The sequence below is a fragment of the Pseudomonas donghuensis genome, assembly GCF_000259195.1.
GTDB classification, from domain to species: domain Bacteria; phylum Pseudomonadota; class Gammaproteobacteria; order Pseudomonadales; family Pseudomonadaceae; genus Aquipseudomonas; species Aquipseudomonas donghuensis.
Genome location: NZ_JH650763.1, coordinates 123,813 through 146,265 on the forward strand (window position 1 = coordinate 123,813; position 22,453 = coordinate 146,265).

20 protein-coding genes and 1 pseudogene are annotated in these 22,453 nt (G+C 56.3%); 18 read left to right on the forward strand and 3 right to left on the reverse strand.

Annotated features, from left to right (window positions below; genetic code table 11):
• Position 1 precedes the first annotated feature (1 nt).
• The 15 genes from UW3_RS0112005 to UW3_RS30225 all read left to right on the forward strand — a co-directional run bounded on the left by UW3_RS0112005 (position 2) and on the right by UW3_RS30225 (position 14,881).
• Positions 2 to 793, forward strand: a complete 792-nt coding sequence (locus UW3_RS0112005) for a ParA family protein (RefSeq protein ID WP_010222720.1) — start codon at positions 2 to 4, stop codon at positions 791 to 793.
• A 9-nt stretch (positions 794 to 802) separates the two neighbouring features.
• Complete coding sequence (locus UW3_RS0112010) at positions 803 to 1,675, forward strand: ParB/RepB/Spo0J family partition protein (protein WP_010222721.1); 873 nt, start codon at positions 803 to 805, stop codon at positions 1,673 to 1,675.
• A 149-nt stretch (positions 1,676 to 1,824) separates the two neighbouring features.
• On the forward strand, positions 1,825 to 2,232 hold the full coding sequence (locus UW3_RS0112015; protein ID WP_010222722.1) for a F0F1 ATP synthase subunit I: 408 nt from the start codon (positions 1,825 to 1,827) through the stop codon (positions 2,230 to 2,232).
• Between the two features lie 16 nt (positions 2,233 to 2,248).
• Positions 2,249 to 3,118 (forward strand): F0F1 ATP synthase subunit A, encoded by an 870-nt coding sequence (atpB, locus tag UW3_RS0112020; protein ID WP_010222723.1) that lies wholly within the window; start codon positions 2,249 to 2,251, stop codon positions 3,116 to 3,118.
• A 143-nt stretch (positions 3,119 to 3,261) separates the two neighbouring features.
• Positions 3,262 to 3,519 (forward strand): F0F1 ATP synthase subunit C, encoded by a 258-nt coding sequence (atpE, locus tag UW3_RS28200; protein ID WP_003097235.1) that lies wholly within the window; start codon positions 3,262 to 3,264, stop codon positions 3,517 to 3,519.
• Positions 3,520 to 3,576: 57 nt separating this feature from the next.
• On the forward strand, positions 3,577 to 4,047 hold the full coding sequence (locus UW3_RS0112030; protein ID WP_010222733.1) for a F0F1 ATP synthase subunit B: 471 nt from the start codon (positions 3,577 to 3,579) through the stop codon (positions 4,045 to 4,047).
• 12 nt (positions 4,048 to 4,059) lie between these two features.
• The gene (locus tag UW3_RS0112035) at positions 4,060 to 4,596 is read left to right on the forward strand and encodes a F0F1 ATP synthase subunit delta (RefSeq protein WP_010222734.1); all 537 of its coding nucleotides are present in this window, start codon (positions 4,060 to 4,062) and stop codon (positions 4,594 to 4,596) included.
• Positions 4,597 to 4,617: 21 nt separating this feature from the next.
• Positions 4,618 to 6,162 carry a F0F1 ATP synthase subunit alpha gene (gene atpA, locus UW3_RS0112040; protein WP_010222735.1) on the forward strand — a complete coding sequence of 515 codons (1,545 nt, stop codon included), beginning with the start codon at positions 4,618 to 4,620 and terminating at the stop codon, positions 6,160 to 6,162.
• A 50-nt stretch (positions 6,163 to 6,212) separates the two neighbouring features.
• Positions 6,213 to 7,073 (forward strand): F0F1 ATP synthase subunit gamma, encoded by an 861-nt coding sequence (atpG, locus tag UW3_RS0112045; protein WP_010222736.1) that lies wholly within the window; start codon positions 6,213 to 6,215, stop codon positions 7,071 to 7,073.
• Between the two features lie 27 nt (positions 7,074 to 7,100).
• Complete coding sequence (atpD, locus tag UW3_RS0112050; protein ID WP_010222737.1) at positions 7,101 to 8,477, forward strand: F0F1 ATP synthase subunit beta; 1,377 nt, start codon at positions 7,101 to 7,103, stop codon at positions 8,475 to 8,477.
• A 44-nt stretch (positions 8,478 to 8,521) separates the two neighbouring features.
• Complete coding sequence (locus UW3_RS0112055; RefSeq protein ID WP_010222738.1) at positions 8,522 to 8,941, forward strand: F0F1 ATP synthase subunit epsilon; 420 nt, start codon at positions 8,522 to 8,524, stop codon at positions 8,939 to 8,941.
• 123 nt (positions 8,942 to 9,064) lie between these two features.
• Positions 9,065 to 10,432: a bifunctional UDP-N-acetylglucosamine diphosphorylase/glucosamine-1-phosphate N-acetyltransferase GlmU gene (gene glmU, locus UW3_RS0112060; RefSeq protein WP_010222739.1), complete on the forward strand. Its 1,368-nt coding sequence runs from the start codon at positions 9,065 to 9,067 to the stop codon at positions 10,430 to 10,432.
• A 187-nt stretch (positions 10,433 to 10,619) separates the two neighbouring features.
• Positions 10,620 to 11,399, forward strand: coding sequence for a DeoR/GlpR family DNA-binding transcription regulator (locus UW3_RS0112065; RefSeq protein WP_010222740.1), 780 nt, complete (start codon positions 10,620 to 10,622; stop codon positions 11,397 to 11,399).
• Positions 11,399 to 13,234, forward strand: a complete 1,836-nt coding sequence (gene glmS, locus UW3_RS0112070) for a glutamine--fructose-6-phosphate transaminase (isomerizing) (protein WP_010222741.1) — start codon at positions 11,399 to 11,401, stop codon at positions 13,232 to 13,234. The genes UW3_RS0112065 and glmS overlap by 1 nt, the downstream gene beginning before the upstream one ends.
• 1,383 nt (positions 13,235 to 14,617) lie before the next feature.
• The gene (locus UW3_RS30225) at positions 14,618 to 14,881 is read left to right on the forward strand and encodes an antitoxin Xre/MbcA/ParS toxin-binding domain-containing protein (protein WP_026001289.1); all 264 of its coding nucleotides are present in this window, start codon (positions 14,618 to 14,620) and stop codon (positions 14,879 to 14,881) included.
• Between the two features lie 294 nt (positions 14,882 to 15,175).
• Here UW3_RS30225 and UW3_RS28205 read toward each other — a convergent pair whose 3' ends face one another.
• Positions 15,176 to 16,771 (reverse strand): TnsD family Tn7-like transposition protein, encoded by a 1,596-nt coding sequence (locus UW3_RS28205; protein WP_081492789.1) that lies wholly within the window; start codon positions 16,769 to 16,771, stop codon positions 15,176 to 15,178.
• Positions 16,772 to 17,449: 678 nt separating this feature from the next.
• Between UW3_RS28205 and UW3_RS0112080 the strand changes: the two genes are divergently transcribed.
• Genes UW3_RS0112080 through UW3_RS0112090 form a run of 3 tightly spaced genes read left to right on the forward strand, consistent with a single transcriptional unit; the run spans position 17,450 to position 21,761 of the window.
• Positions 17,450 to 18,409 (forward strand): PDDEXK family nuclease, encoded by a 960-nt coding sequence (locus tag UW3_RS0112080; protein ID WP_010222742.1) that lies wholly within the window; start codon positions 17,450 to 17,452, stop codon positions 18,407 to 18,409.
• A complete protein-coding gene (locus tag UW3_RS29475; protein ID WP_010222743.1) occupies positions 18,406 to 20,418 on the forward strand; it encodes a hypothetical protein in 2,013 nt (670 codons plus the stop codon). The genes UW3_RS0112080 and UW3_RS29475 overlap by 4 nt, the downstream gene beginning before the upstream one ends.
• Positions 20,415 to 21,761: a TniB family NTP-binding protein gene (locus UW3_RS0112090; protein ID WP_010222744.1), complete on the forward strand. Its 1,347-nt coding sequence runs from the start codon at positions 20,415 to 20,417 to the stop codon at positions 21,759 to 21,761. Before UW3_RS29475 ends, UW3_RS0112090 begins: the two co-directional genes overlap by 4 nt.
• 23 nt (positions 21,762 to 21,784) lie before the next feature.
• Here UW3_RS0112090 and UW3_RS0112095 read toward each other — a convergent pair.
• Both UW3_RS0112095 and UW3_RS26910 read right to left on the reverse strand, forming a co-directional pair.
• Positions 21,785 to 22,091 (reverse strand): annotated as a pseudogene (locus UW3_RS0112095) (hypothetical protein).
• Positions 22,092 to 22,133: 42 nt separating this feature from the next.
• The gene (locus tag UW3_RS26910) at positions 22,134 to 22,364 is read right to left on the reverse strand and encodes a type II toxin-antitoxin system Phd/YefM family antitoxin (protein ID WP_050990009.1); all 231 of its coding nucleotides are present in this window, start codon (positions 22,362 to 22,364) and stop codon (positions 22,134 to 22,136) included.
• Positions 22,365 to 22,453 lie beyond the last annotated feature (89 nt).

Sequence of the window (22,453 nt, forward strand, 5' to 3'; positions counted from 1 at the left end):
AATGGCTAAGGTATTCGCAATCGCGAACCAGAAAGGTGGTGTGGGCAAAACCACCACCTGTATCAATCTCGCAGCATCGCTGGTGGCAACCAAGCGCCGCGTGCTGCTGATCGATCTCGATCCACAGGGCAACGCCACCATGGGTAGCGGTGTGGATAAACACGTCCTGGAACATTCGGTCTATGACCTGTTGATCGGCGAATGCGACCTGGCCCAGGCCATGCACTTCTCCGAGCATGGCGGCTATCAGCTGCTGCCGGCCAACCGCGACCTGACCGCCGCCGAAGTGGTCCTGCTGGAAATGCAGATGAAGGAGAGCCGCCTGCGCACCGCGCTGGCGCCGATCCGCGAGAATTACGACTACATCCTGATCGACTGCCCGCCGTCGCTGTCGATGCTGACGCTCAACGCCCTGGTCGCCGCCGATGGCGTGATCATTCCGATGCAATGTGAATACTTTGCCCTGGAAGGTTTGAGCGACCTTGTGGATAACATCAAGCGGATCGGCGAGCGGTTGAACCCGCAGCTCAAGGTCGAAGGCCTGCTGCGGACCATGTACGACCCGCGCCTGAGCCTGATCAACGATGTTTCCGCACAGCTCAAGGAACACTTCGGCGACCAGCTGTACGACACCGTGATTCCACGCAACATCCGCCTGGCCGAGGCCCCGAGCTTCGGCATGCCGGCCCTGGCCTACGACAAGCAATCGCGTGGCGCCCTGGCGTACCTGGCCCTGGCCGGGGAACTGGTTCGTCGCCAACGTCGTCAAACCCGCACTGCACAGACAACTTAAGGAATCCGCATGGCCGTTAAGAAACGGGGTCTCGGACGTGGGTTGGATGCACTGCTCAGTGGTCCGACCGTCAGCGCACTCGAAGAGCAGGCTGTCCAGGTCGACCAAAAGGAACTGCAACACCTGCCGCTCGACCTGATCCAGCGCGGCAAGTACCAGCCGCGCCGGGACATGGACCCGCAGGCACTGGAAGAACTCGCCCACTCGATCAAGAGCCAGGGCGTGATGCAGCCGATCGTGGTGCGCCCGATCGCTGACAACAAATTCGAGATCATCGCCGGTGAACGCCGCTGGCGCGCCAGCCAGCAGGCCGGCATGGACACCATCCCGGCCATGGTCCGCGATGTGCCGGATGAAGCGGCCATCGCCATGGCCCTGATCGAGAACATCCAGCGCGAAGACCTCAACCCGGTGGAAGAGGCCATTGCCCTGCAGCGTCTGCAGCAGGAGTTCCAGCTGACCCAGCAACAGGTCGCCGACGCTGTGGGCAAGTCGCGGGTTACCGTGGCCAACCTGCTGCGCCTGATCTCGTTGCCGGAAGTGATCAAGACCATGTTGTCCCACGGCGACCTGGAAATGGGTCACGCCCGGGCATTGCTCGGATTGCCGGATGAACAGCAGGTCGACGGGGCGCGTCACGTTGTCGCACGTGGCCTGACCGTGCGCCAGACCGAGGCACTGGTACGCCAGTGGCTCAACGGCAAACCCGAGCCTGCGGAACCTGCCAAGCCGGACCCGGACATCACCCGCCTTGAACAGCGTTTGGCAGAGCGTCTGGGCTCTGCCGTACAGATCCGCCACGGCAACAAGGGCAAAGGCCAGTTAGTTATCCGTTACAACTCACTAGATGAGTTGCAAGGTGTCCTTGCTCACATCCGCTGAAACAATTCCTTTTGTAGCGCGTAGTCGGAAATCACTACCCGGCAGTTGAATAGGGGTTAAACCGCCCCTATACTCTGCGCGCATTTTGTCGGCACAAATTATGCCAAGTCATAGCTGACTGGTTGGTCGACTTTCGAGGAGCAGTTGTGATGGAAACCCGCACGCCAAACCGCTTGCCTTTCCATCGCTGGGCGGTTTTTCCGGTACTGTTGGCTCAATGTGTCGTGTTTCTGCTGGCAACTTTGGCGTTGTGGCAGTGGCATGGGGCGGTCAGTGGATATTCGGCACTCTGCGGGGGGCTGATTGCCTGGCTGCCGAATGTGTATTTCGCCTGGAAGGCTTTTCGTTACACGGGAGCCAGGGCAGCGCAGGCCATCGTCAAGTCGTTTTACGCGGGCGAGGCAGGCAAATTGATTTTGACGGCAGTGCTTTTTGCACTGACGTTCGCAGGAGTGAAGCCATTGGCGCCGTTAGCAGTCTTCGGTGTCTTTCTGCTGACCCAGTTGGTCAGCTGGTTCGCGCCCCTGCTGATGAATATAAGACTTTCGAGACCTTAGGGCGTTTGAGGCAACCATGGCAGCAGAAACCGCTTCGGGCTATATCCAGCACCACTTGCAGAACCTGACCTTCGGTCAACTACCAGACGGCGGTTGGGGTTTTGCCCATTCCGCAGCAGAAGCCAAGGCAATGGGCTTCTGGGCTTTCCACCTGGACACCCTGGGTTGGTCGGTCGCACTGGGTCTGCTTTTCGTATTCCTGTTCCGCATGGCAGCCAAGAAGGCGACTTCCGGCCAGCCTGGCGGCCTGCAGAACTTCGTAGAAGTGCTGGTTGAGTTCGTCGACGGCAGCGTCAAGGACAGCTTCCACGGCCGCAGCCCGGTGATCGCCCCACTGGCGCTGACCATTTTCGTCTGGGTCTTCCTGATGAACGCCATCGACCTGATCCCGGTCGACTGGATTCCTCAGCTGGCCATCCTGATCTCCGGTGATCCGCACATTCCGTTCCGTGCCGTTTCGACCACCGACCCGAACGCGACCCTGGCCATGGCCTTCAGCGTGTTCGCCCTGATCATTTTCTACAGCATCAAGGTCAAGGGTATCGGCGGTTTCCTCGGCGAACTGACCCTGCACCCGTTCGGCAGCAAGAACATCTTCGTTCAGATCCTGCTGATTCCGGTCAACTTCCTGCTCGAATTCGTCACCCTGATTGCCAAGCCAATCTCGCTGGCCCTGCGTCTGTTCGGCAACATGTACGCCGGCGAGCTGGTGTTCATCCTGATTGCCGTGATGTTCGGCAGCGGCCTGCTCTGGCTCAGCGGCCTGGGCGTGGTGCTGCAATGGGCGTGGGCTGTGTTCCACATCCTGATCATCACCCTGCAAGCGTTCATCTTCATGATGCTTACCATCGTCTACCTGTCGATGGCTCACGAAGATAACCATTAAGACCGCCTGGCGTGTCTGATGACCCTTTTGCCGGTACGGGGAAGGGTCGAAAAAGTCCGCAAGGGCAGCTGTACCAAACGATTTTGTTTTACCGCTTCAAACTAAAAAACCTAACCAATACGACGTAAAAGTCGGGAGGAAAGATGGAAACTGTAGTTGGTCTTACCGCTATCGCTGTTGCTCTGCTGATCGGCCTGGGTGCTCTGGGTACCGCCATTGGTTTCGGCCTGCTGGGCGGCAAGTTCCTGGAAGGCGCTGCTCGTCAGCCAGAGATGGTTCCAATGCTGCAAGTTAAAATGTTCATCGTTGCCGGTCTGCTCGACGCCGTAACCATGATCGGTGTTGGTATCGCTCTGTTCTTCACCTTCGCTAATCCCTTCGTTGGTCAAATCGCCGGCTAATCACTCGAATTCTCGAGTGGTTTGGTGTGATGGACAAAGAACGAGCGAGGTGTTGGCGTGAACATTAATGCAACCCTGATTGGTCAGTCCGTTGCGTTCTTCATTTTTGTGCTGTTCTGCATGAAGTTCGTGTGGCCTCCGGTCATCGCGGCATTGCAAGAACGTCAGAAGAAGATCGCGGATGGACTGGACGCTGCCAACCGAGCAGCTCGCGACCTGGAGTTGGCCCAAGACAAAGCGGGTCAGCAACTGCGCGAAGCAAAAGCTCAGGCAGCCGAAATCATTGAGCAAGCCAAGAAGCGCGGTGCTCAGATCGTCGAGGAAGCCCGTGATCAGGCCCGCGTCGAAGCTGACCGTGTGAAGGCTCAGGCTCAGGCCGAGATCGAACAGGAAATTAACGGTGTCAAAGACGCCCTGCGTGCCCAAGTGGGTCTGCTGGCTGTCGGCGGTGCTGAAAAGATCCTTGGCGCCACAATCGATCAAAACGCGCATGCGGAGCTGGTTAATAAACTGGCCGCTGAAATTTAAGCGAGGGCGATCATGGCAGAACTGACCACGTTGGCCCGACCTTACGCTAAGGCGGCCTTTGAGCACGCCCAGGCCCATCAGCAACTGGCCAATTGGTCAGCCATGCTCGGCCTGGCTGCTGCAGTGTCGGAAGACGACACGATGCAGCGCCTGCTCAAGGCCCCGCGACTGACGAGCGCAGAAAAGGCCGCCGCGTTTATTGACGTGTGCGGTGACAAGTTCGATGCACAGGCACAGAATTTCATTCATGTTGCCGCGGAAAACGACCGTCTCCAGCTGTTGCCGGAGATTTCGGTTTTGTTCGACCAGTACAAGGCTGAACAAGAGAAATCCGTGGACGTGGAAGTCACCAGTGCTTTTGCGTTGAACCAAGAACAGCAAGACAAACTCGCCAAGGTTCTCAGTGCACGGCTCAGCCGGGAAGTGCGCCTGCATGCGACGGAGGACGCCTCCCTTATCGGTGGTGTCGTGATCCGCGCCGGCGACCTGGTAATCGATGGCTCGGTTCGCGGCAAAATCGCGAAACTGGCCGAAGCATTGAAATCTTGAGTTTGAAGGGGCAGCAGAGCAATGCAGCAACTCAATCCTTCCGAAATTAGTGAAATCATCAAGGGTCGCATCGAGAAACTCGACGTGACCTCCCAAGCCCGCAACGAGGGTACCGTCGTCAGCGTTTCTGACGGTATCGTGCGGATTCACGGTCTGGCCGACGTCATGTACGGCGAAATGATCGAGTTTCCAGGTGGCGTGTTCGGTATGGCCCTCAACCTGGAGCAAGACTCCGTTGGTGCGGTAATCCTGGGCGCCTACGACACCCTCGCTGAAGGCATGAGCGCCAAGTGCACCGGCCGCATCCTCGAAGTTCCAGTTGGTAAGGAACTGCTGGGTCGCGTAGTCGACGCACTGGGTAACCCAATCGACGGCAAAGGCCCACTGGGCAACACCGAGACCGACGCGGTCGAGAAAGTTGCTCCGGGCGTGATCTGGCGTAAGTCGGTAGACCAGCCTGTACAGACTGGCTACAAATCTGTCGACGCCATGATCCCGGTCGGCCGTGGCCAGCGTGAGCTGATCATCGGTGACCGTCAGATCGGTAAGACCGCCATGGCGATCGACGCCATCATCAACCAGAAAGACTCCGGTATTTTCTGTGTTTATGTTGCTGTCGGCCAGAAGCGTTCCACCGTAGCCAACATCGTTCGCAAGCTGGAAGAAAACGGCGCCCTGGCCAACACCATCGTGGTTGTTGCCAGCGCTTCGGAATCCGCCGCACTGCAATTCCTGGCGCCATACGCCGGTTGCACCATGGGCGAGTTCTTCCGTGACCGCGGTGAAGACGCGCTGATCGTATACGATGACCTGTCCAAGCAGGCCGTTGCCTACCGTCAGATCTCCCTGCTGCTGCGCCGTCCACCAGGACGTGAAGCGTACCCAGGTGACGTGTTCTATCTCCACTCCCGTCTGCTGGAGCGTGCATCGCGCGTTTCCGAAGAGTACGTCGAGAAGTTCACCAACGGTGCTGTAACTGGCAAGACCGGTTCCCTGACTGCACTGCCGATCATCGAAACCCAGGCTGGCGACGTTTCCGCGTTCGTTCCGACCAACGTGATTTCCATCACCGACGGTCAGATCTTCCTGGAATCGGCCATGTTCAACTCGGGCATCCGCCCTGCAGTGAACGCCGGTGTTTCGGTATCCCGTGTGGGTGGTGCCGCTCAGACCAAGATCATCAAGAAGCTCTCCGGTGGTATCCGTACCGCTCTGGCTCAGTACCGTGAACTGGCGGCATTCGCCCAGTTCGCTTCTGACCTGGACGAAGCCACCCGTAAGCAACTCGAGCACGGTCAACGTGTTACCGAGCTGATGAAGCAGAAGCAATACGCTCCAATGTCCATCGCGGACATGGCGCTGTCGCTGTATGCCGCTGAGCGTGGGTTCCTGACCGACGTTGAAATCGCCAAGATCGGTAGCTTCGAACAAGCGCTGATCGCTTACTTCAACCGTGATCACGCCGAACTGATGGCGAAGATCAACGTGAAGGGTGACTTCAACGACGAAATCGACGCTGGCATCAAAGCCGGTATCGAGAAGTTCAAGGCCACCCAAACCTGGTAAGCCGCAGCGGGGGCTTTGCGGCCCCCGCTTGCTAACCTGATAGGTGTTACATGGCAGGCGCAAAAGAGATTCGCAGTAAGATTGCGAGCATCAAAAGCACGCAAAAAATTACCAGCGCCATGGAAAAAGTGGCGGTCAGTAAAATGCGCAAGGCACAAATGCGCATGGCTGCTAGCCGTCCTTACGCGGAGCGTATCCGCCAGGTTATCGGTCATCTGGCCAACGCCAACCCGGAATACCGCCACCCCTTCATGATCGAACGCGAAGTAAAGCGCGTCGGTTATGTCGTCGTGAGCAGTGACCGTGGTCTGTGCGGTGGCTTGAACACCAACCTGTTCAAGGCCCTGGTCAAGGACATGGCGGTCAACCGCGAGCAAGGTATCGAGATCGATCTTTGCGTGGTTGGCAGCAAGGGTGCGGCGTTTTTCCGCAGCTTCGGCGGTAACGTCGTCGCCGCGATCAGCCACCTGGGCGAAGAGCCGTCGATCAACGATCTGATCGGCAGCGTCAAGGTCATGCTGGACGCTTACCTGGATGGTCGTATCGATCGTCTGTCCGTGGTATCGAACAAGTTCATCAATACCATGACGCAAACGCCAACGGTCGAGCAGTTGATTCCGTTGGTTGCAACCCCGGATCAAGAACTCAAGCACCACTGGGACTACCTCTACGAACCTGACGCCAAAGAGCTGCTGGACGGCCTGATGGTGCGTTACGTGGAGTCGCAGGTCTACCAGGCGGTGGTCGAGAACAACGCAGCTGAACAAGCTGCCCGGATGATCGCGATGAAGAACGCCACCGACAACGCCGGTGACCTGATCAGCGAATTGCAGCTGATCTACAACAAGGCGCGTCAGGCTGCGATCACCCAAGAGATCTCGGAAATCGTCGGCGGCGCTGCCGCGGTTTAACGGTTCAAATATTCAGAGGATCCAGCTATGAGTAGCGGACGTATCGTTCAAATCATCGGCGCCGTCATCGACGTGGAATTCCCACGTGACGCCGTGCCGAGTGTTTACAACGCGCTGAAAGTACAAGGCGCGGAAACCACCCTGGAAGTTCAGCAGCAGCTGGGCGACGGCGTGGTTCGTACCATTGCGATGGGCTCGACCGAAGGCTTGAAGCGCGGTCTGGACGTTGCAGACACCGGCGCAGCCATCTCCGTACCAGTCGGTAAAGCGACCCTGGGCCGGATCATGGACGTACTGGGTAACCCGATCGACGAAGCTGGCCCGATCGGTGAAGAAGAGCGCTGGGGTATCCACCGTGACGCTCCTTCGTTCGCTGACCAGGCAGGCGGCAACGACCTGCTGGAAACCGGCATCAAGGTTATCGACCTGGTTTGCCCGTTTGCCAAGGGTGGTAAAGTTGGTCTGTTCGGTGGTGCCGGTGTAGGCAAAACCGTAAACATGATGGAACTGATCCGTAACATCGCCATCGAGCACAGCGGTTATTCCGTGTTCGCCGGTGTGGGTGAGCGTACTCGTGAGGGTAACGACTTCTACCACGAGATGAAGGATTCCAACGTACTGGACAAGGTTGCTCTGGTATACGGCCAAATGAACGAGCCACCAGGAAACCGTCTGCGCGTAGCGCTGACCGGCCTGACCATGGCTGAGAAGTTCCGTGACGAAGGTAACGACGTTCTGCTGTTCGTCGACAACATCTATCGTTACACCCTGGCCGGTACCGAAGTATCCGCACTGCTGGGCCGTATGCCTTCGGCAGTAGGTTACCAGCCGACCCTGGCTGAAGAGATGGGCGTTCTGCAAGAGCGTATCACTTCGACCAAGGAAGGTTCGATCACCTCGATCCAGGCCGTATACGTACCTGCGGACGACCTGACCGACCCGTCGCCAGCAACCACCTTCGCCCACTTGGACGCCACCGTCGTACTGTCCCGTGACATCGCCTCCCTGGGTATCTACCCAGCGGTCGATCCACTGGACTCGACTTCGCGCCAGCTGGACCCGAACGTGATCGGCACCGAGCACTACGAGACCGCTCGTGGCGTTCAGTACGTACTGCAGCGTTACAAAGAGCTGAAGGACATCATTGCGATTCTGGGTATGGACGAACTGTCCGAAACCGACAAGCAACTGGTTGCCCGTGCTCGTAAGATCCAGCGCTTCCTGTCCCAGCCGTTCTTCGTGGCAGAAGTCTTCACTGGTTCTCCAGGCAAATACGTTTCCCTGAAAGACACCATTGCTGGCTTCAGCGGTATCCTCAAAGGTGACTACGACCACCTGCCAGAACAAGCGTTCTACATGGTCGGCAGCATCGACGAAGCGATCGAGAAAGCCAAGAAACTGTAATCCCGGCGCCCCGCAAGGGGCGCTAATCAGGTTGAGGCAAGCAGATGGCTATGACAGTCCATTGCGATATCGTCAGCGCGGAAGGGGAAATTTTCTCCGGTCTGGTCGAGATGGTGGTTGCGCACGGTAACCTGGGTGATCTTGGTATCGCTCCAGGCCACGCGCCGCTGATCACTAATCTGAAGCCAGGTCCGATCACGCTGACCAAGCAGGGTGGCGCCCATGAGGTGTTCTACATCTCTGGTGGTTTCCTCGAGGTCCAGCCGAACATGGTCAAGGTGCTTGCCGATACCGTGCAACGTGCCAGCGACCTGGACGAAGCTCAGGCTCAGGAAGCCCTCAAGGCTGCCGAAAACGCCCTGAACGAAAAAGGCGCGGAGTTCGATTACGGCGCCGCTGCCGCACGTCTGGCCGAGGCCGCAGCCCAGCTGCGTACCGTCCAGCAAATCCGCAGAATGAAGTAATACGGCGCTCGCCGGTCACTTCTGTTGCGATTGAGTTAAAGGGTAGCCTCGGCTACCCTTTTTCTTTTTCCGAATGTCTTCTACTGGTCACAGCGCTGACCTTCCAGGATTGGTAGCCAGTCAATGTCTCTCGATATCGTTATTCTTGCCGCCGGCCAAGGCACCCGCATGCGCTCGGCGCTGCCCAAGGTGCTGCATCCGGTCGCCGGCGACTCCATGCTCGGCCATGTTATCCACAGCGCCCGCCAGCTTCAGCCGCAGGGCATTCATGTGGTGATCGGGCACGGTGCGGAGCTGGTACGTGAACGACTGGCCGCCGATGACCTGAACTTCGTCCTGCAGGACAAGCAGCTGGGTACCGGTCATGCCGTGGCCCAAGCTCTGCCGGCGCTGAGTGCCGATACCGCATTGATCCTCTACGGCGATGTCCCGCTGATCGAAGTCGACACCCTCAAGCGTCTGCTGGCCAAGGTCACCCCGCAACAGCTCGGCCTGCTGACCGTGACCCTCGACGATCCAACCGGTTACGGCCGCATCGTTCGCGACGCCCAGGGCCAGGTGGCGGCGATCGTCGAGCACAAGGATGCCAGCGACGCGCAGAAAGCCATCCAGGAAGGCAACACTGGCATCCTCGCGGTCCCGGGCGCGCGCCTGGCTGACTGGCTGGGCCGTTTGTCCAACAACAATGCCCAGGGCGAGTACTACCTCACTGACGTGATCGCCATGGCCGTGGCCGATGGCCTGGTGGTCGCCACCGAGCAGCCGCTGGACCCGATGGAAGTGCAGGGCGCCAATGACCGTCGCCAGCTGGCCGAGCTTGAGCGTCACTACCAACTGCGCGAAGGCCGCCGGCTGATGGCCCAGGGTGTGACCCTGCGTGATCCAGCGCGCTTCGATGTGCGTGGCGAGGTGACCGTTGGTCGCGACGTACTCATTGATATTAACGTGATCCTCGAAGGCCGCGTGGTCATTGAAGACGAGGTGGTCATCGGCCCGAACTGCGTGATCAAGAACAGTACCTTGCGCAAAGGCGTGGTGGTCAAGGCTAACAGCCATCTGGAAGGCGCCATCATGGGCGAAGGCAGCGATGCCGGCCCGTTTGCCCGCCTGCGCCCTGGCAGTGTGCTCGAGGCTCGCGCCCATGTGGGTAACTTTGTCGAGCTGAAGAACGCCCACCTCGGTGAGGGTGCCAAAGCTGGCCACCTGACCTACCTGGGCGATGCCGAAGTCGGTGCGCGTACCAACATCGGTGCCGGCACCATCACCTGCAACTACGATGGCGCCAACAAGTTCAAGACGGTACTCGGCGAGGACGTGTTCATCGGCTCGAACAACTCCCTGGTCGCGCCTGTGGATATCCTCGACGGCGCCACCACCGCAGCCGGTTCGACCATCACCCAGAACGTCGAAGCGGCGCAGTTGGCCGTTGGTCGGGCGCGCCAACGCAACATCGATGGCTGGAAGCGGCCGGAGAAGATCAACAAGAGCTGAGTTACCCACAGCTGAGCAAAAGGCCGACTGGATTGTGCATAAGTCGGCCTTTTTGCATTCTGTGGATAAATACTCTATGTGGTTCGAGTTATTCACAGCACGTTTTTTACGCCACTGTCCTTGACGTACAAGCCGCTATAGGTTTTGATTGGCACCACTAACTTTCGAAACGAAACTTAAAGGCGCCATGTCGAAACGTAACACCCCCCAACGACGCCATAACATCCTGGCTTTGCTCAATGAGCAGGGCGAGGTGAGCGTCGACGCCCTGGCCAAGCGTTTCGAAACCTCGGAAGTGACCATTCGCAAGGACCTGGCGGCGCTCGAAGCCAACGGCCTGTTGTTGCGCCGCTATGGTGGTGCCGTCACCCTGCCGCAGGAACTGTTCACCGATCAGGGCCAGCCAGTCTCCCTCTATAAGCAGGCCATCGCCAAGGCTGCTGTGGGACGTATCCGCGAACACGCACGAATCATCATCGACAGCGGCAGCACCACCGCCGCGATGATCCCGGAGCTGGGTCATCAACCCGGCCTGGTGGTCATGACCAACTCGTTGAATGTGGCACGTGCCCTCAGCGAGCTGGAACACGAGCCGGTACTGTTGATGACCGGAGGCACCTGGGACCCGCATTCGGAATCGTTCCAGGGCCAGGTAGCCGAGCAGGTACTACGCTCGTACGACTTCGACCAACTGTTCATTGGCGCCGACGGCATCGACCTGGCGCGCGGCACCACCACGTTCAACGAACTGCTGGGCCTGAGCCGGGTGATGGCTGACGTCGCCCGGGAAGTGATCGTCATGGTCGAGTCCGACAAGGTCGGGCGCAAGATCCCCAACCTTGAGCTGCCTTGGGGCAGCGTCAACACCCTTATTACTGATGATCGCCTGCCCACCGAGGCACGCGAACAGATTGAAGCCCGCGGCATCAACGTGATTTGCGCCGCTATCACCCAGGAGCATGACTAATGTGTGGAATCGTTGGTGCCGTCGCCGAACGTAACATCACAACCATTCTGATCGAAGGCCTCAAGCGCCTCGAGTACCGCGGCTATGACAGCGCCGGTCTGGCGGTCTTCACCCAGCAGGGCAACCTCGAGCGCCGCCGCCGTATCGGCAAGGTCAGCGAGCTGGAAACTGCCGTCGCCGCTGAACCACTGGCCGGCAACCTGGGCATCGCCCACACCCGTTGGGCCACCCACGGTGCGCCAACCGAGCACAATGCCCACCCGCATTTTTCCGGTCATGAACTGGCAGTGGTGCACAACGGCATCATCGAGAACCACGAAGAACTGCGAGAGAAGCTCAAGGGCCTGGGTTATAGCTTCAGTTCCGAGACCGACACCGAAGTGATCGTCCACTTGCTGGACCACACCCTGAAAACCTTGCCGGACCTGGCCGATGCTCTCAAGGCTGCGGTCAAGCAACTGCACGGCGCCTATGGCCTGGCCGTGATCAGCGCCAAACAGCCTGATCGTCTGCTGGCCGCTCGCAGCGGTAGCCCGCTGGTTATCGGCCTGGGCCATGGCGAGAACTTCCTGGCCTCGGACCAATTGGCCCTGCGTCAGGTCACTGACCGCTTCATGTACCTGGAAGAGGGCGACATCGCCGAAATCCGCCGCGACCAGGTCACTATCTGGGACGTAGCCGGTACTCAGGTCCAGCGCGAAACCGTGCAGTACCATGAAGGTGCCGAAGCCGCTGACAAGGGCGCCTATCGCCACTTCATGCTCAAGGAAATCCACGAGCAGCCTACCGTGGTGCAACGCACCCTGGAAGGCCGCCTGGGCAAGGACCACGTCATGGTTCAGGCCTTCGGCCCGCAAGCTGCCGAGTTGTTCGCCAAGGTGCGCAATGTGCAGATCGTTGCCTGCGGCACCAGCTATCACGCCGGCATGGTTGCCCGTTACTGGCTGGAGAGCCTGGCCGGTATTCCTTGCCAGGTCGAAGTCGCCAGCGAGTTCCGCTACCGCAAGGTGGTGGTGCAGCCCGATACCCTGTTCGTCTCGATCTCCCAGTCGGGTGAAACCGCCGACACCCTGGCAGCCCTGCGTAACGCCAAGGAACTGGGCTTCCTCGGCAGCCTGGCGATCTGTAACGTCGGCATCAGCTCGCTGGTACGCGAGTCGGACCTGACCCTGCTGACCCAGGCCGGCCCGGAAATCGGCGTGGCCTCGACCAAGGCCTTCACCACCCAGCTGGTATCGCTGATGCTGCTGACCCTGTCCCTGGGCCAGGTGCGCGGCACCTTGGCCGCCGGTGTCGAGGCCGAGCTGGTCGAAGAGCTGCGTCGCCTGCCGACTCGCCTGGGCGAAGCCCTGGCCATGGACGCGATCGTCGAGAAGACCGCTGAGCTGTTCGCCGACAAGCACCACACCCTGTTCCTCGGTCGTGGCGCGCAGTTCCCGGTAGCGATGGAAGGGGCGCTGAAACTCAAGGAGATCTCCTACATCCACGCCGAAGCCTACCCGGCGGGCGAGCTCAAGCATGGCCCGCTGGCGTTGGTTGACAGCGACATGCCAGTGGTCACCGTGGCGCCAAACAACGAGCTGCTGGAAAAGCTCAAGTCCAACCTGCAGGAAGTTCGCGCCCGTGGCGGCGAACTGATCGTCTTCGCCGACGAAGCTGCCGGCATGAGCAACGGCGAAGGCACTCACGTGATCGCCGTGCCGCACATCATCGATGCCCTTGCGCCGATCCTCTACACCATCCCGCTGCAACTGCTGTCGTACTACGTCGCGGTGCTCAAGGGCACCGACGTCGACCAACCGCGCAACCTGGCGAAATCGGTGACTGTTGAGTAACGATCGCGGTTGTTAAGCCCAGAACTGGTTTTAGAGAATAAAAACTGTCGCGAGAGAATAAAAACTGTCGCAGGAGCTCTGGGAGGCCTTTCCTTCCACCTCCTGCGCCTTCTCTTGGCTGACACCGTTCGCAGGGCCTACACTGAAGACCCGCAATATGCTGCTGAAAATCCAGAGAGATGAATCCCTGCGCTCGTACGTGGAGCGCAATAAATATGTCGACCCCGATAGTCCCTTCGTAGAGCTTCTAAAAGGACGTTATTGTTACTGGGGTAGCGATGAGGTAAACATCATTGCTAAATTTCTCGGCTGGGATGGATGCTATGGCTTCAATAAACTATTACATCACCACACTCATTCACCCTGGGTTAGAGTATTTAAGTCAAGTTCTAATCGCACCTACTCTGAATCGGAGTACGTCATGGATTCTTGGACGTATGATGACCTCACGATAGGTCGTTCATATTGCCCGTTATGCGTCAGGGATGACATAAAAGAATTTGGCTACTCTTATTGGAGGCGGCTTCATCATAAAGTTACGGTGTGCGCCAAGCACAACGTGATCTTGCTTTCGAACTGTCAGTTTTGCGGTAAGCCCTTTGCACGCGAAGGCCATGCTGTTCACGTCATGTGGAGCGGTTGCTCGGGCCGGCACCTAGGCGACGCAGAGACTGAGGTGAACGCTGACCCTGCCGCTCTGCGCCTGGCGAAATTTTACCGTGAGTTGTGCGCCCTACCTCATCATGTGTCCAGGGATGTGGCATTACTCGTTACAAAGGAGAGGCTGACGAAACTAATCGAAGCAGCCGCTCCAGACATTCTTGTATTTGAGCCAATGTGGGGGCTTGGGTACTACATCTCTAGGGAAGGCGAGGCAAAAGAAACACATTCAGGCTATGATAAAATCACGTTCTGGATTGAGTTAGTTGCGCTAACTTATGAGAGCTTCGACGAGTTTTTGAAAGACTGTGCGTTGCATGAGCCCAATCCCGAACCGATAGACTCTTGTTGGAACGCGTACAATGTCCCAAGTACTGGGTCACGGGTGTACATTCAAGAGGACTATAATTTTGGAGTGGCTGTCTGGTCAGATACTGATCCCTTAAAGGACTTTAACAATCCCCTAAACATGGCGCTCCGGCTTTATAACCGTCCTGTAACATACCCCTGTTGCAACCTACCCATTCCGCTGCGGCCTAAGGGGCACCAACTACAGCCGAATCGGGTAGGTGAAGCACTTCCTAAGGTCCCCAGGCTTGGAGGCGCCAGGTGGGCGTCTCCGCCCTCGACGTGAACCTACCAGTCATCCCCCTCTCACGATGCGCACCTCTCATAGGAGTAAGGTAAGCTTCACCCGAGGGCACAGCTGGTACAGGTGGCCATATGCTTGCGATTGATTTGCTCGGCCCTTCACCTTCAGGACGTCCCCGCTGCTGGAGCGGCCAGTACCGTTGCTTCCTCGCTCGCTGGGACCAAGTTCAGAGTCTCGCGGCTTACGTTCTGGGCAATGACCGCTTAGCTGATGAATGGCTAATACGGCCGGCGATCGGCCTAGAAAGACGCACTCCCTGTAGCCTTCTCGTCGATGCGCAGGGCTATCGCCAGGTCTGCCAATACCTCATGAGGATCGAGTACGGCATTTACTGACGCGATGGGTAATGTGTGCTTGGCGGGAGCTTCGTCGCGTGGCGTTTGCTGCTAGCCGCATGGGCGTACTGACAGGCATCCTCTCTATTTGGCGCTGGACCCACCTAGTTGCCACCAGACGGTGGTGTCTGCTGCGTTAATACAGTTGGCTGCTCTGATTAATTGCATACATCTAAAATGTATTGCGCAACATTCTGTACCGTCAGGAGGCTATCATCTTCTCAGTGATGGACTGTCATACATGTACGTGGCCTTGTCGATACTTAGTATTACTAGAAAATCAATAAAAACAAACTAATGAGGAATTTCGGAGAGAAGTCTTCTCGTTTTTGAGTAGTGCGACTTCTGCTCAAGCGAACAGAAGAGGCTCGGCACCAGCTGATACAGGTCACGCTTGCGAATTTTTTTGAAACCGCTAGCGGACGTTTCTAGCATTTGCTTGATCAGCACGCACAAGTTTTCATCGCGGGCATCCCAATCAACGGCTACATGGTTTCCGCTTCTGCCACTTGGAAGTGCGCTCGTTTGTGACATTAACCATGTGCGATCGTTTCGATAGAGCCAGGCATATACTTTGGGAACTAATTTTTTAATTTTGTTTGCGCTAGCATTGGGCATTTGATTAACGGTTGAGCACCATACTTCCCGCTGTTCCGCACATTTTTCGAGGTAACGATTGTTAATAAACTGTTGGCAGCATAATGGATTTAAGCGAAGCAGCCGATTCACTGTGCTGATAGATACCTCAAAGCGTGAGCAGACCTCTTTCTTACTGGCGCCAGTTAACATCGCATTCAAGATTTTATCTTTTAATTCATTACGTATTTTCTTAGGTCTTGGGGCGCCGGTTTGCCGTTCTGCCTGAGGAAGCTGCTCATCGACAGTTTGTGCCAGTACCAACTTTTGACAATGGCTATCATCTAAAACGTGCAAGTCTTTCGCGGCCTGTTGATAGGCGTCCACGAATGACTCTAGGCGTCCGAATAGCCACGAAATCAGAGTCAAATGCTTCAGTGGATGGCAGTAACCACGCGGCTTGCGTGTCATTTGAGAAATGAACCCTATTGCACACCGCCGAGAGCACGGTAAGGCGGTGAAGGGTGGGTACGGTTGGAGCTCTGAGCAACGTTGAGCAAAGCAGTCAGCAGCGGCTTCGCGCGCTTGCTGTGAGGCCCCCAGCTTACTGAAAGCTTCTTTGTAGACCAGGGCAACAGTATTGGGATCAAACCGAGTCGTGATGCCCATTTTGCATAGTGCAATGGCTGACTTAGACATTGTCTGGAGTGCTGTACTTGTTGCAGGGCTCAGGGCCGTTTGGCTAGTCGAAACGAGGGCGTTTTCATCTGGAAGCAGCCACTGATAGCCCCTTGACCATTGTCTATTTTCTGTTGACTCCAATAGGAGAAAACCATGTATAGGACATGTAGTTACACCGGGAATTTGATGAGATAGGTGCCAGTACGTGGAGCCGTACGCAGATGTGTCAGCCGTCATGCATTTCAAGCAGGCCTTTAACGGATGTGCTCCACCGAACCTACCAGTGACAAGCCCAAGTTTATATTTTAGTGATCCCAGTTGGGGGCCGCTCAGTGCTAGCTTGAGTTTTTGGATATTTTCAGGTGACTGGAATGGAAAGAATATAGGGGAGATAGTGTGTTCACAGATGATATTATCTGGGCTACCCCAGCACGACCTTGCCCTCTCGTTCAATAAGTTTAGGTTTTTAGGAAAGTCGTGTGCGAACGCCGTTGCGCTGTCTCCGAAAAGAAAATTCAGCGTCTCTTCTTGTGATTGGCTGCCCATAAAAATATGTTGCCGGCTACAAAGACTGTAAAAGCATTCGTCCTGTAACCAATGCAGATAAGGAGGCTGCTTGCTGGTGAGGTTCATGTTGGTGATCCTCAAAAACCTAAAATAATCCCTAACTTTTACATTTGGAAAGTTCTATCCGTTATTAGTCAAAAGCTTGTTAGGTTATTCGGCTAATAGCCGGGTACGCATGCAGGCGCAGCCTTCCCTCCTCCAGCACCCCGGGTAGGGGACCGGAATCTTGTGTGCGCTTTGTGTAGGCGGAAATTTGTTTGCGGGAGATCTTGAGGAGTTTGCTATCGTTGGTGCGCAAACTTGTTGTCAGCCAGGAATTTCCGGCGTTAACATATTCTTTCGACCAAACTCATGGCGAAGAACGCGCCACCCGCTGATGGCCTTGACCAAGGCTCGCGAGGTGCTCGGATTCGCAACTGGCGGATACGCCTAAGGTAGACCTATCGAAAGAATTTCAGATGACAGCTAGCCATACGAGAGAGCTGGAAGTCAGTTAGACAAGGGCCCAAGTGCGACCTTGGGCCCCTGTGGATAAGTCAGAAATGCTGCCTGACTTCTCCATTGTCTATCCCATGCATGTGAGACGTCAAGTCTTGCACGGCTTCGCTCATCCACAAGAATCTGCGCGTTATCCACAGTCTGACGCGTGGTTACCTGCCCGCAGGATAAGGGTTTCGCCAGCGTGCCTGTTGTTATCCCCAACAGGTACGGCCTGCGGAATCCTGATGAGATTGGAATGCTTGGATGAAACCGCAGGAAAGATTTGATCTCATCATGAGCCGCCAGAGTCGGTTCAAATGGGGTGGGGAGTATGTACCGTCCACGCTGGCGGTTCCCCGGGAGGCTCCAAAGGGGTCTCGAATCAGCAGGCTGCACAGTCAAAAGCTGAGACGTACGCTTCATCTCCTTTCTTGGCCGGAGAAAGTGTTCGCGCAATTAGCCCTCTACCATCCTGATCTGTTTGAGATGCACGAGCAGAAAATGCTCTGGCCCATCAATGCAGGCCATCCGTTACGAGGACACCCTTTGACGAAGGGGACCTTTCCGCCGCCTCTGCGCGGTACCGTCGATATCGCCGCAGAGATAGGTTTTAAGCATCATCAAATCGTAGTTGAAGATGAGAGTGGCAGACAGAGAGTGCCATACCCCTACCAAGGGGACCTTCTGTTGTACCTGCTGAATAGCCGAGGAGAACCTTACGCCGTCAACTGGACGGTCAAGGACCAGGCAGGAGCTTTCCGTGAGCGGCGAAGGACATCGCCGAAGACTCCTGTTCAGCAGCGGGGAGACCGTGAGCATGCCGAACTCAGGGGCGAGTTGGAGAGGCAATACTACGCGAGTGCCGACATCCGAACCGTTGAGGTTTCTCGCGACATGTTAACGCCCACGATCCAAGCGAACCTGGATCTCTTGTTTGGCATGCACGACCTGAATTCCTCTCTTGAGGCGACTTTGCTGGATGACTTCAGTAGCGCAGTGGCCGATGCCGTGCAGACTGGCAATCCTGTTGCCTACGTGGCGATCGAATACAGTGCTCGGTGGGGTTTGCGCGACCAATTCATCGCGAAAATCTATCAGGATATTTGGGATCGAAGACTCCTCGTCGACTTTAGCGAACCTATCCTGATTGATCGCCCGCTCGTTACTGGTGGATGCGATCTGCTTCAGGAATTCAGCTCATTTTTCGAAGAGACGGCATTGTGAGAGCCGGGTCGCGGGTCATCGCCCCGGAGGGTTTTCTCAACCTCACGCAAGGCACCGTCTACCACTTCCTGGCCAGTGATGGCTGGCGAAATCGAGTTCGCCTGATCGAGTTCAAAGACGATGGAAAACGGATAGAAACCCATCTGGTTCAACTGTCCCGGATCGATTTTGAAGAAGCGGTTGAGAATGGATGGCTACTGGAGGATGGCCAAGCGGATTCGACTCCACCCTGGCTGAAACCCGTCGAAGGTGTGGCTATCGACCATCTGGAGAACCGTCGGATCTCCCCCAAAGAGAGCTACGAGCAGAAGGTGAACAAGCGCTTTACTGCGATCTCAAGCTTGGTCAAAGGTCAAGCCGAGGTTTTTGCGAGCGATGACCCAGACGCTCTTATCAACGCTCACGCTAAGGCTCTGCGACCTCATCAGAATGCAGCCAGAATGAGGCTCTGGTTCTATTCCTATGTGGTGTTTGGCCAGAACAAATGGTCCCTGCTGCCCCCTCTTCACCGAATCGGGGCCTGGAATCGTGAAGGGCCTGGTCATAAAAAGAAGTTTGGCCGGCCCTCCCGCAAGGGGAAAAAGCATGGATATCGTTGTGACGGAATCATGCAGCAGAAGTTGCTGAATGGGTTCCTCGCTCATCAATCTCCTCATAAAACTCAAAACAAGATCTATAGGGAAATTCTCACCAAGGAGTTTGGTTGCGTCGTACTAAATCAACGCGGCGCGACGGTGGAATTTAGGCATCCTGAAGGCAAGCCGTTTCCTTCATTTGCCCAGTTTAGGTATTGGATATCCAAAATGATCAGCCCGAAGTCACTTCGTGCTGCTTTAAAAGGAGCGCATCGCGCCCGCGCTCAGTCCGGTTCGGAGGGAAGTTTCTCCGACAATCTCATCAATGTGAACCAGCGAATTGAGTTTGATGGCTACAATATTTCCGAGAAAATTTCTGGGTTGACTGAAGGTAGTGCTGTCGACAGCTTCTGTGTCGTTCGAGCTGTTTGTGCGCTGTCCGGGATGGTGCTGGGTATTGGCTTCTCGGAAGGCAAGGAAAATATGGCTGCTTATCGCATGGCCATCTACTCCATGGCGTGCGACAAGGTCAAATTCTGTGAGCAGTTCGGTGTTGAGATCAGAGCCGACCAATGGCCTAGTGCTGGCTTATCCGGCGGGCTGGTGCTGGATAGAGGCCCTGCTGCAGGATACCAGGCAGAACCAGAAATCAATTGGTTGAGGTCGGTAGAGCTAACACCTATTTACTCAGGTCAGTCCAAGGCAACTGTCGAGTCCTCTCACCCTAGAGACAAGCAGACGCCCGGGCAGCCGACCTATTTTCACAGCAGGCTGGATTTTGTTCAGATGGCCAAGCGCGAGATCGTGCAGGTTCTAAAGGACAATCATGCCTCTGACGCTGGAAAGCGTATGGACGAGGAGATGATTCTGGCTGGCATCAAGCCGACTCCACATGACATTTACACCTACTGGAGTATGCGTGGTCGAGATTCCTCGATCGGCGTTCCATTCGATACGGCTGTTAGACAGTTTCTTAATGTACGACCAGTTGCGATAAGAAAAGATGGCGTCTATTTGTACGGACGGAAATATAGATCCCGGGCGTTGGACGAAACGGGTGTGTTTGATCTAGTAGCTCGGCGAGGCGTCATAAACACTTCTGCATATGTTTTGGTCATGTGCGTTCGACACATATGGATTGAAGTCAAAGGGATCTTGTATGAGTTAGATTTTGTGAGGACGGCGCGTACTGCACTTGGCACTATCGATATTTCCCTGCGCGACCTTGAGGAAATTGACCAGATTCGTCGAGGTGGCGCTGCAGATCTTCGAGATGAGCGCCCTGCGCATGAACAATATTTCGAAGACATATTCAAACAAAATACAGGCGAAGACTGGGATGCTGGTGAGCGGAAAATAGGACGGCCCTCGAAAGGTGGTGCTGCCCTGCGCGACACTGCCGACTACAACCGCTTGAGAGGAGCTTCGAAATGAACAGAACCATCGAAACTCGTTTCGACGGTTTTATGGACATTGAAAGCATCCGGCGTAGGGTTATCGCTCGACCAGAGCCTGTACTGGATTTGGAGGCGTTTCATCCCCTAGTGGGTGCTGAGCTTCTCGCCGGAAGATTGAAGGAGATGTACCTCCCTAACGAGTTCTCTCTCAATTTCATTCATGAAATGATCGGCTTGGCGTACCTGCACAACCTCAAGGTTTTCAGCAGTGAAGCAGGGTACGCCGCAGGAGTCTTCAACCCTCCCGAGGTGGAAGTGTCACCGGTCTGCCTTACCGGCTTGGCGGGGGTGGGTAAGAGCCAGACTATCGCTGCTCTGCGAAGGGCTCTGCCGCCACCGGCAGAGCTCACTTGTGCCCTGTTTGAAGGCAGCATTGAGCTGACCTCCCTGTGGTACGCGAGCGCGCGCGGCAAAGCAGGTGGTCGGCAGCTACTCCTGGATTTCGTTCATGGCAGCGGCCATGACGGGCGCGGCGGCAATTCGGCGAAACTGCTCGTTGAGTCTCGCCGGCGAGCCTATCGAGACGGCGTCTCCATGGTTGTTCTGGATGAAACCCAGCACAACAATACCGGTATGGGCGCGTCCAGAGTGACTGACATCCTGCTGACAATGACTGCCATCGGACCGCCGATGATCTTTGTTTCCAACTACAGCCTTGTGCACAAGCTGCTTCGACGTAATAGTGAGGACAAGCAGAGGCTGCTTTCCGAACCACGGATCATGATGCCTGAGGATCCAAAGAGCCAGGATTGGGCTGAATATGTAGACGAGTGCATCAGGGTCAGCGGCGGCCGTGTAAAAGCAGGCAAAAATGAGTTTGTAGCTGAGCTATACCGTTCCACCTTCGGTATCAAGCGGCTCGCTGTGCACCTGCTGAAGCTTGCTTATATCGAATGTCGTGCTGCCGGCAGGACTCGGATTGAGGTCGAAGATCTGCACAAGGCCTACCGGTCCAGCGCATACACCAGTAATGCGATGGAAGTTGAAGAGCTGCAGCTGCAGGCCATCAACAATGGATCTCGCGGGGCGCATCTGGATCTGCGGTGCCCGTTCGACTTGCCCGTTCAGTATAAGTCGAACGTGGTGAGCTTCGCCCGGGCCGATCGTGATAAGCGGGTGCAAGAGAGGGTTTTCGGTTCGTCGGCTACCGAGGCGGAGCGCTCAGTGCTGAAACATATCGCCTTGCCAGAGGAGAAAATTCCAGCCAAAGCTAGACGGCGTACACCAGCCCCAAAGTCGACAGATGCAGACCTTACGCGCGCTTTCCATCAGTACATGGAGTTGCACTCACCATCATCAGACCCTAAAAAGCCGAAGTGAAAGACCCAACTCAAGGCTGCGAGTCAGCGACCATCACGGAAAAAGTCTTCCTTGGTAGCCCGCCCGGAATCATCGTAGGGCCGTTGCGGGTCATCCTCAAACATGTTTGCTGTGCGCCGCTCCTGCTTTAGGTAAGCGATGGTTGCGAAGAAACAGGTTTCGCACAGATGTACGCTCATAGCGTTCGCCGTCGTGCAGCGCACCATAGCCCCAATGCGCGTGGAGCATCCCATACTCTAAGTTGCCGCTTTCCAGACGGGCGGAGCAACCGCATACGTCACAACGCACATCGGTCACAGTTTCAGTTTCAATACGGCCAGTAATTTTCATTCCAACCAGGCCTCTGCCAACGTGCTTACAGTCAACTGTGGATTAAGGAAGGCTGGACCGAAGCTGAGCGATGGATTTCGTCAGACGCTGGGTATTGGCAGTCGAGCCCAGCAGATACATTGTCTCTTGGAACCCGTTGTAATCGATTAATGAGAGCATCACGACAGGCTTCCCGCGCTTGCGCACTATGATCGTCGGCTCGTGGTCACGACAAACGTCATCCATTGCTTGTTTCAGTCCCTCTTGAGCCTGCTTTACGGTAAGCACATGCATCACGAGCCCCTTGTTGAAAAGGAAGGCGACCAGGTGCCTGGAGACTTTAATAGACACCTACCTCGTAGAGACCACAGTAGGCTGTAGCT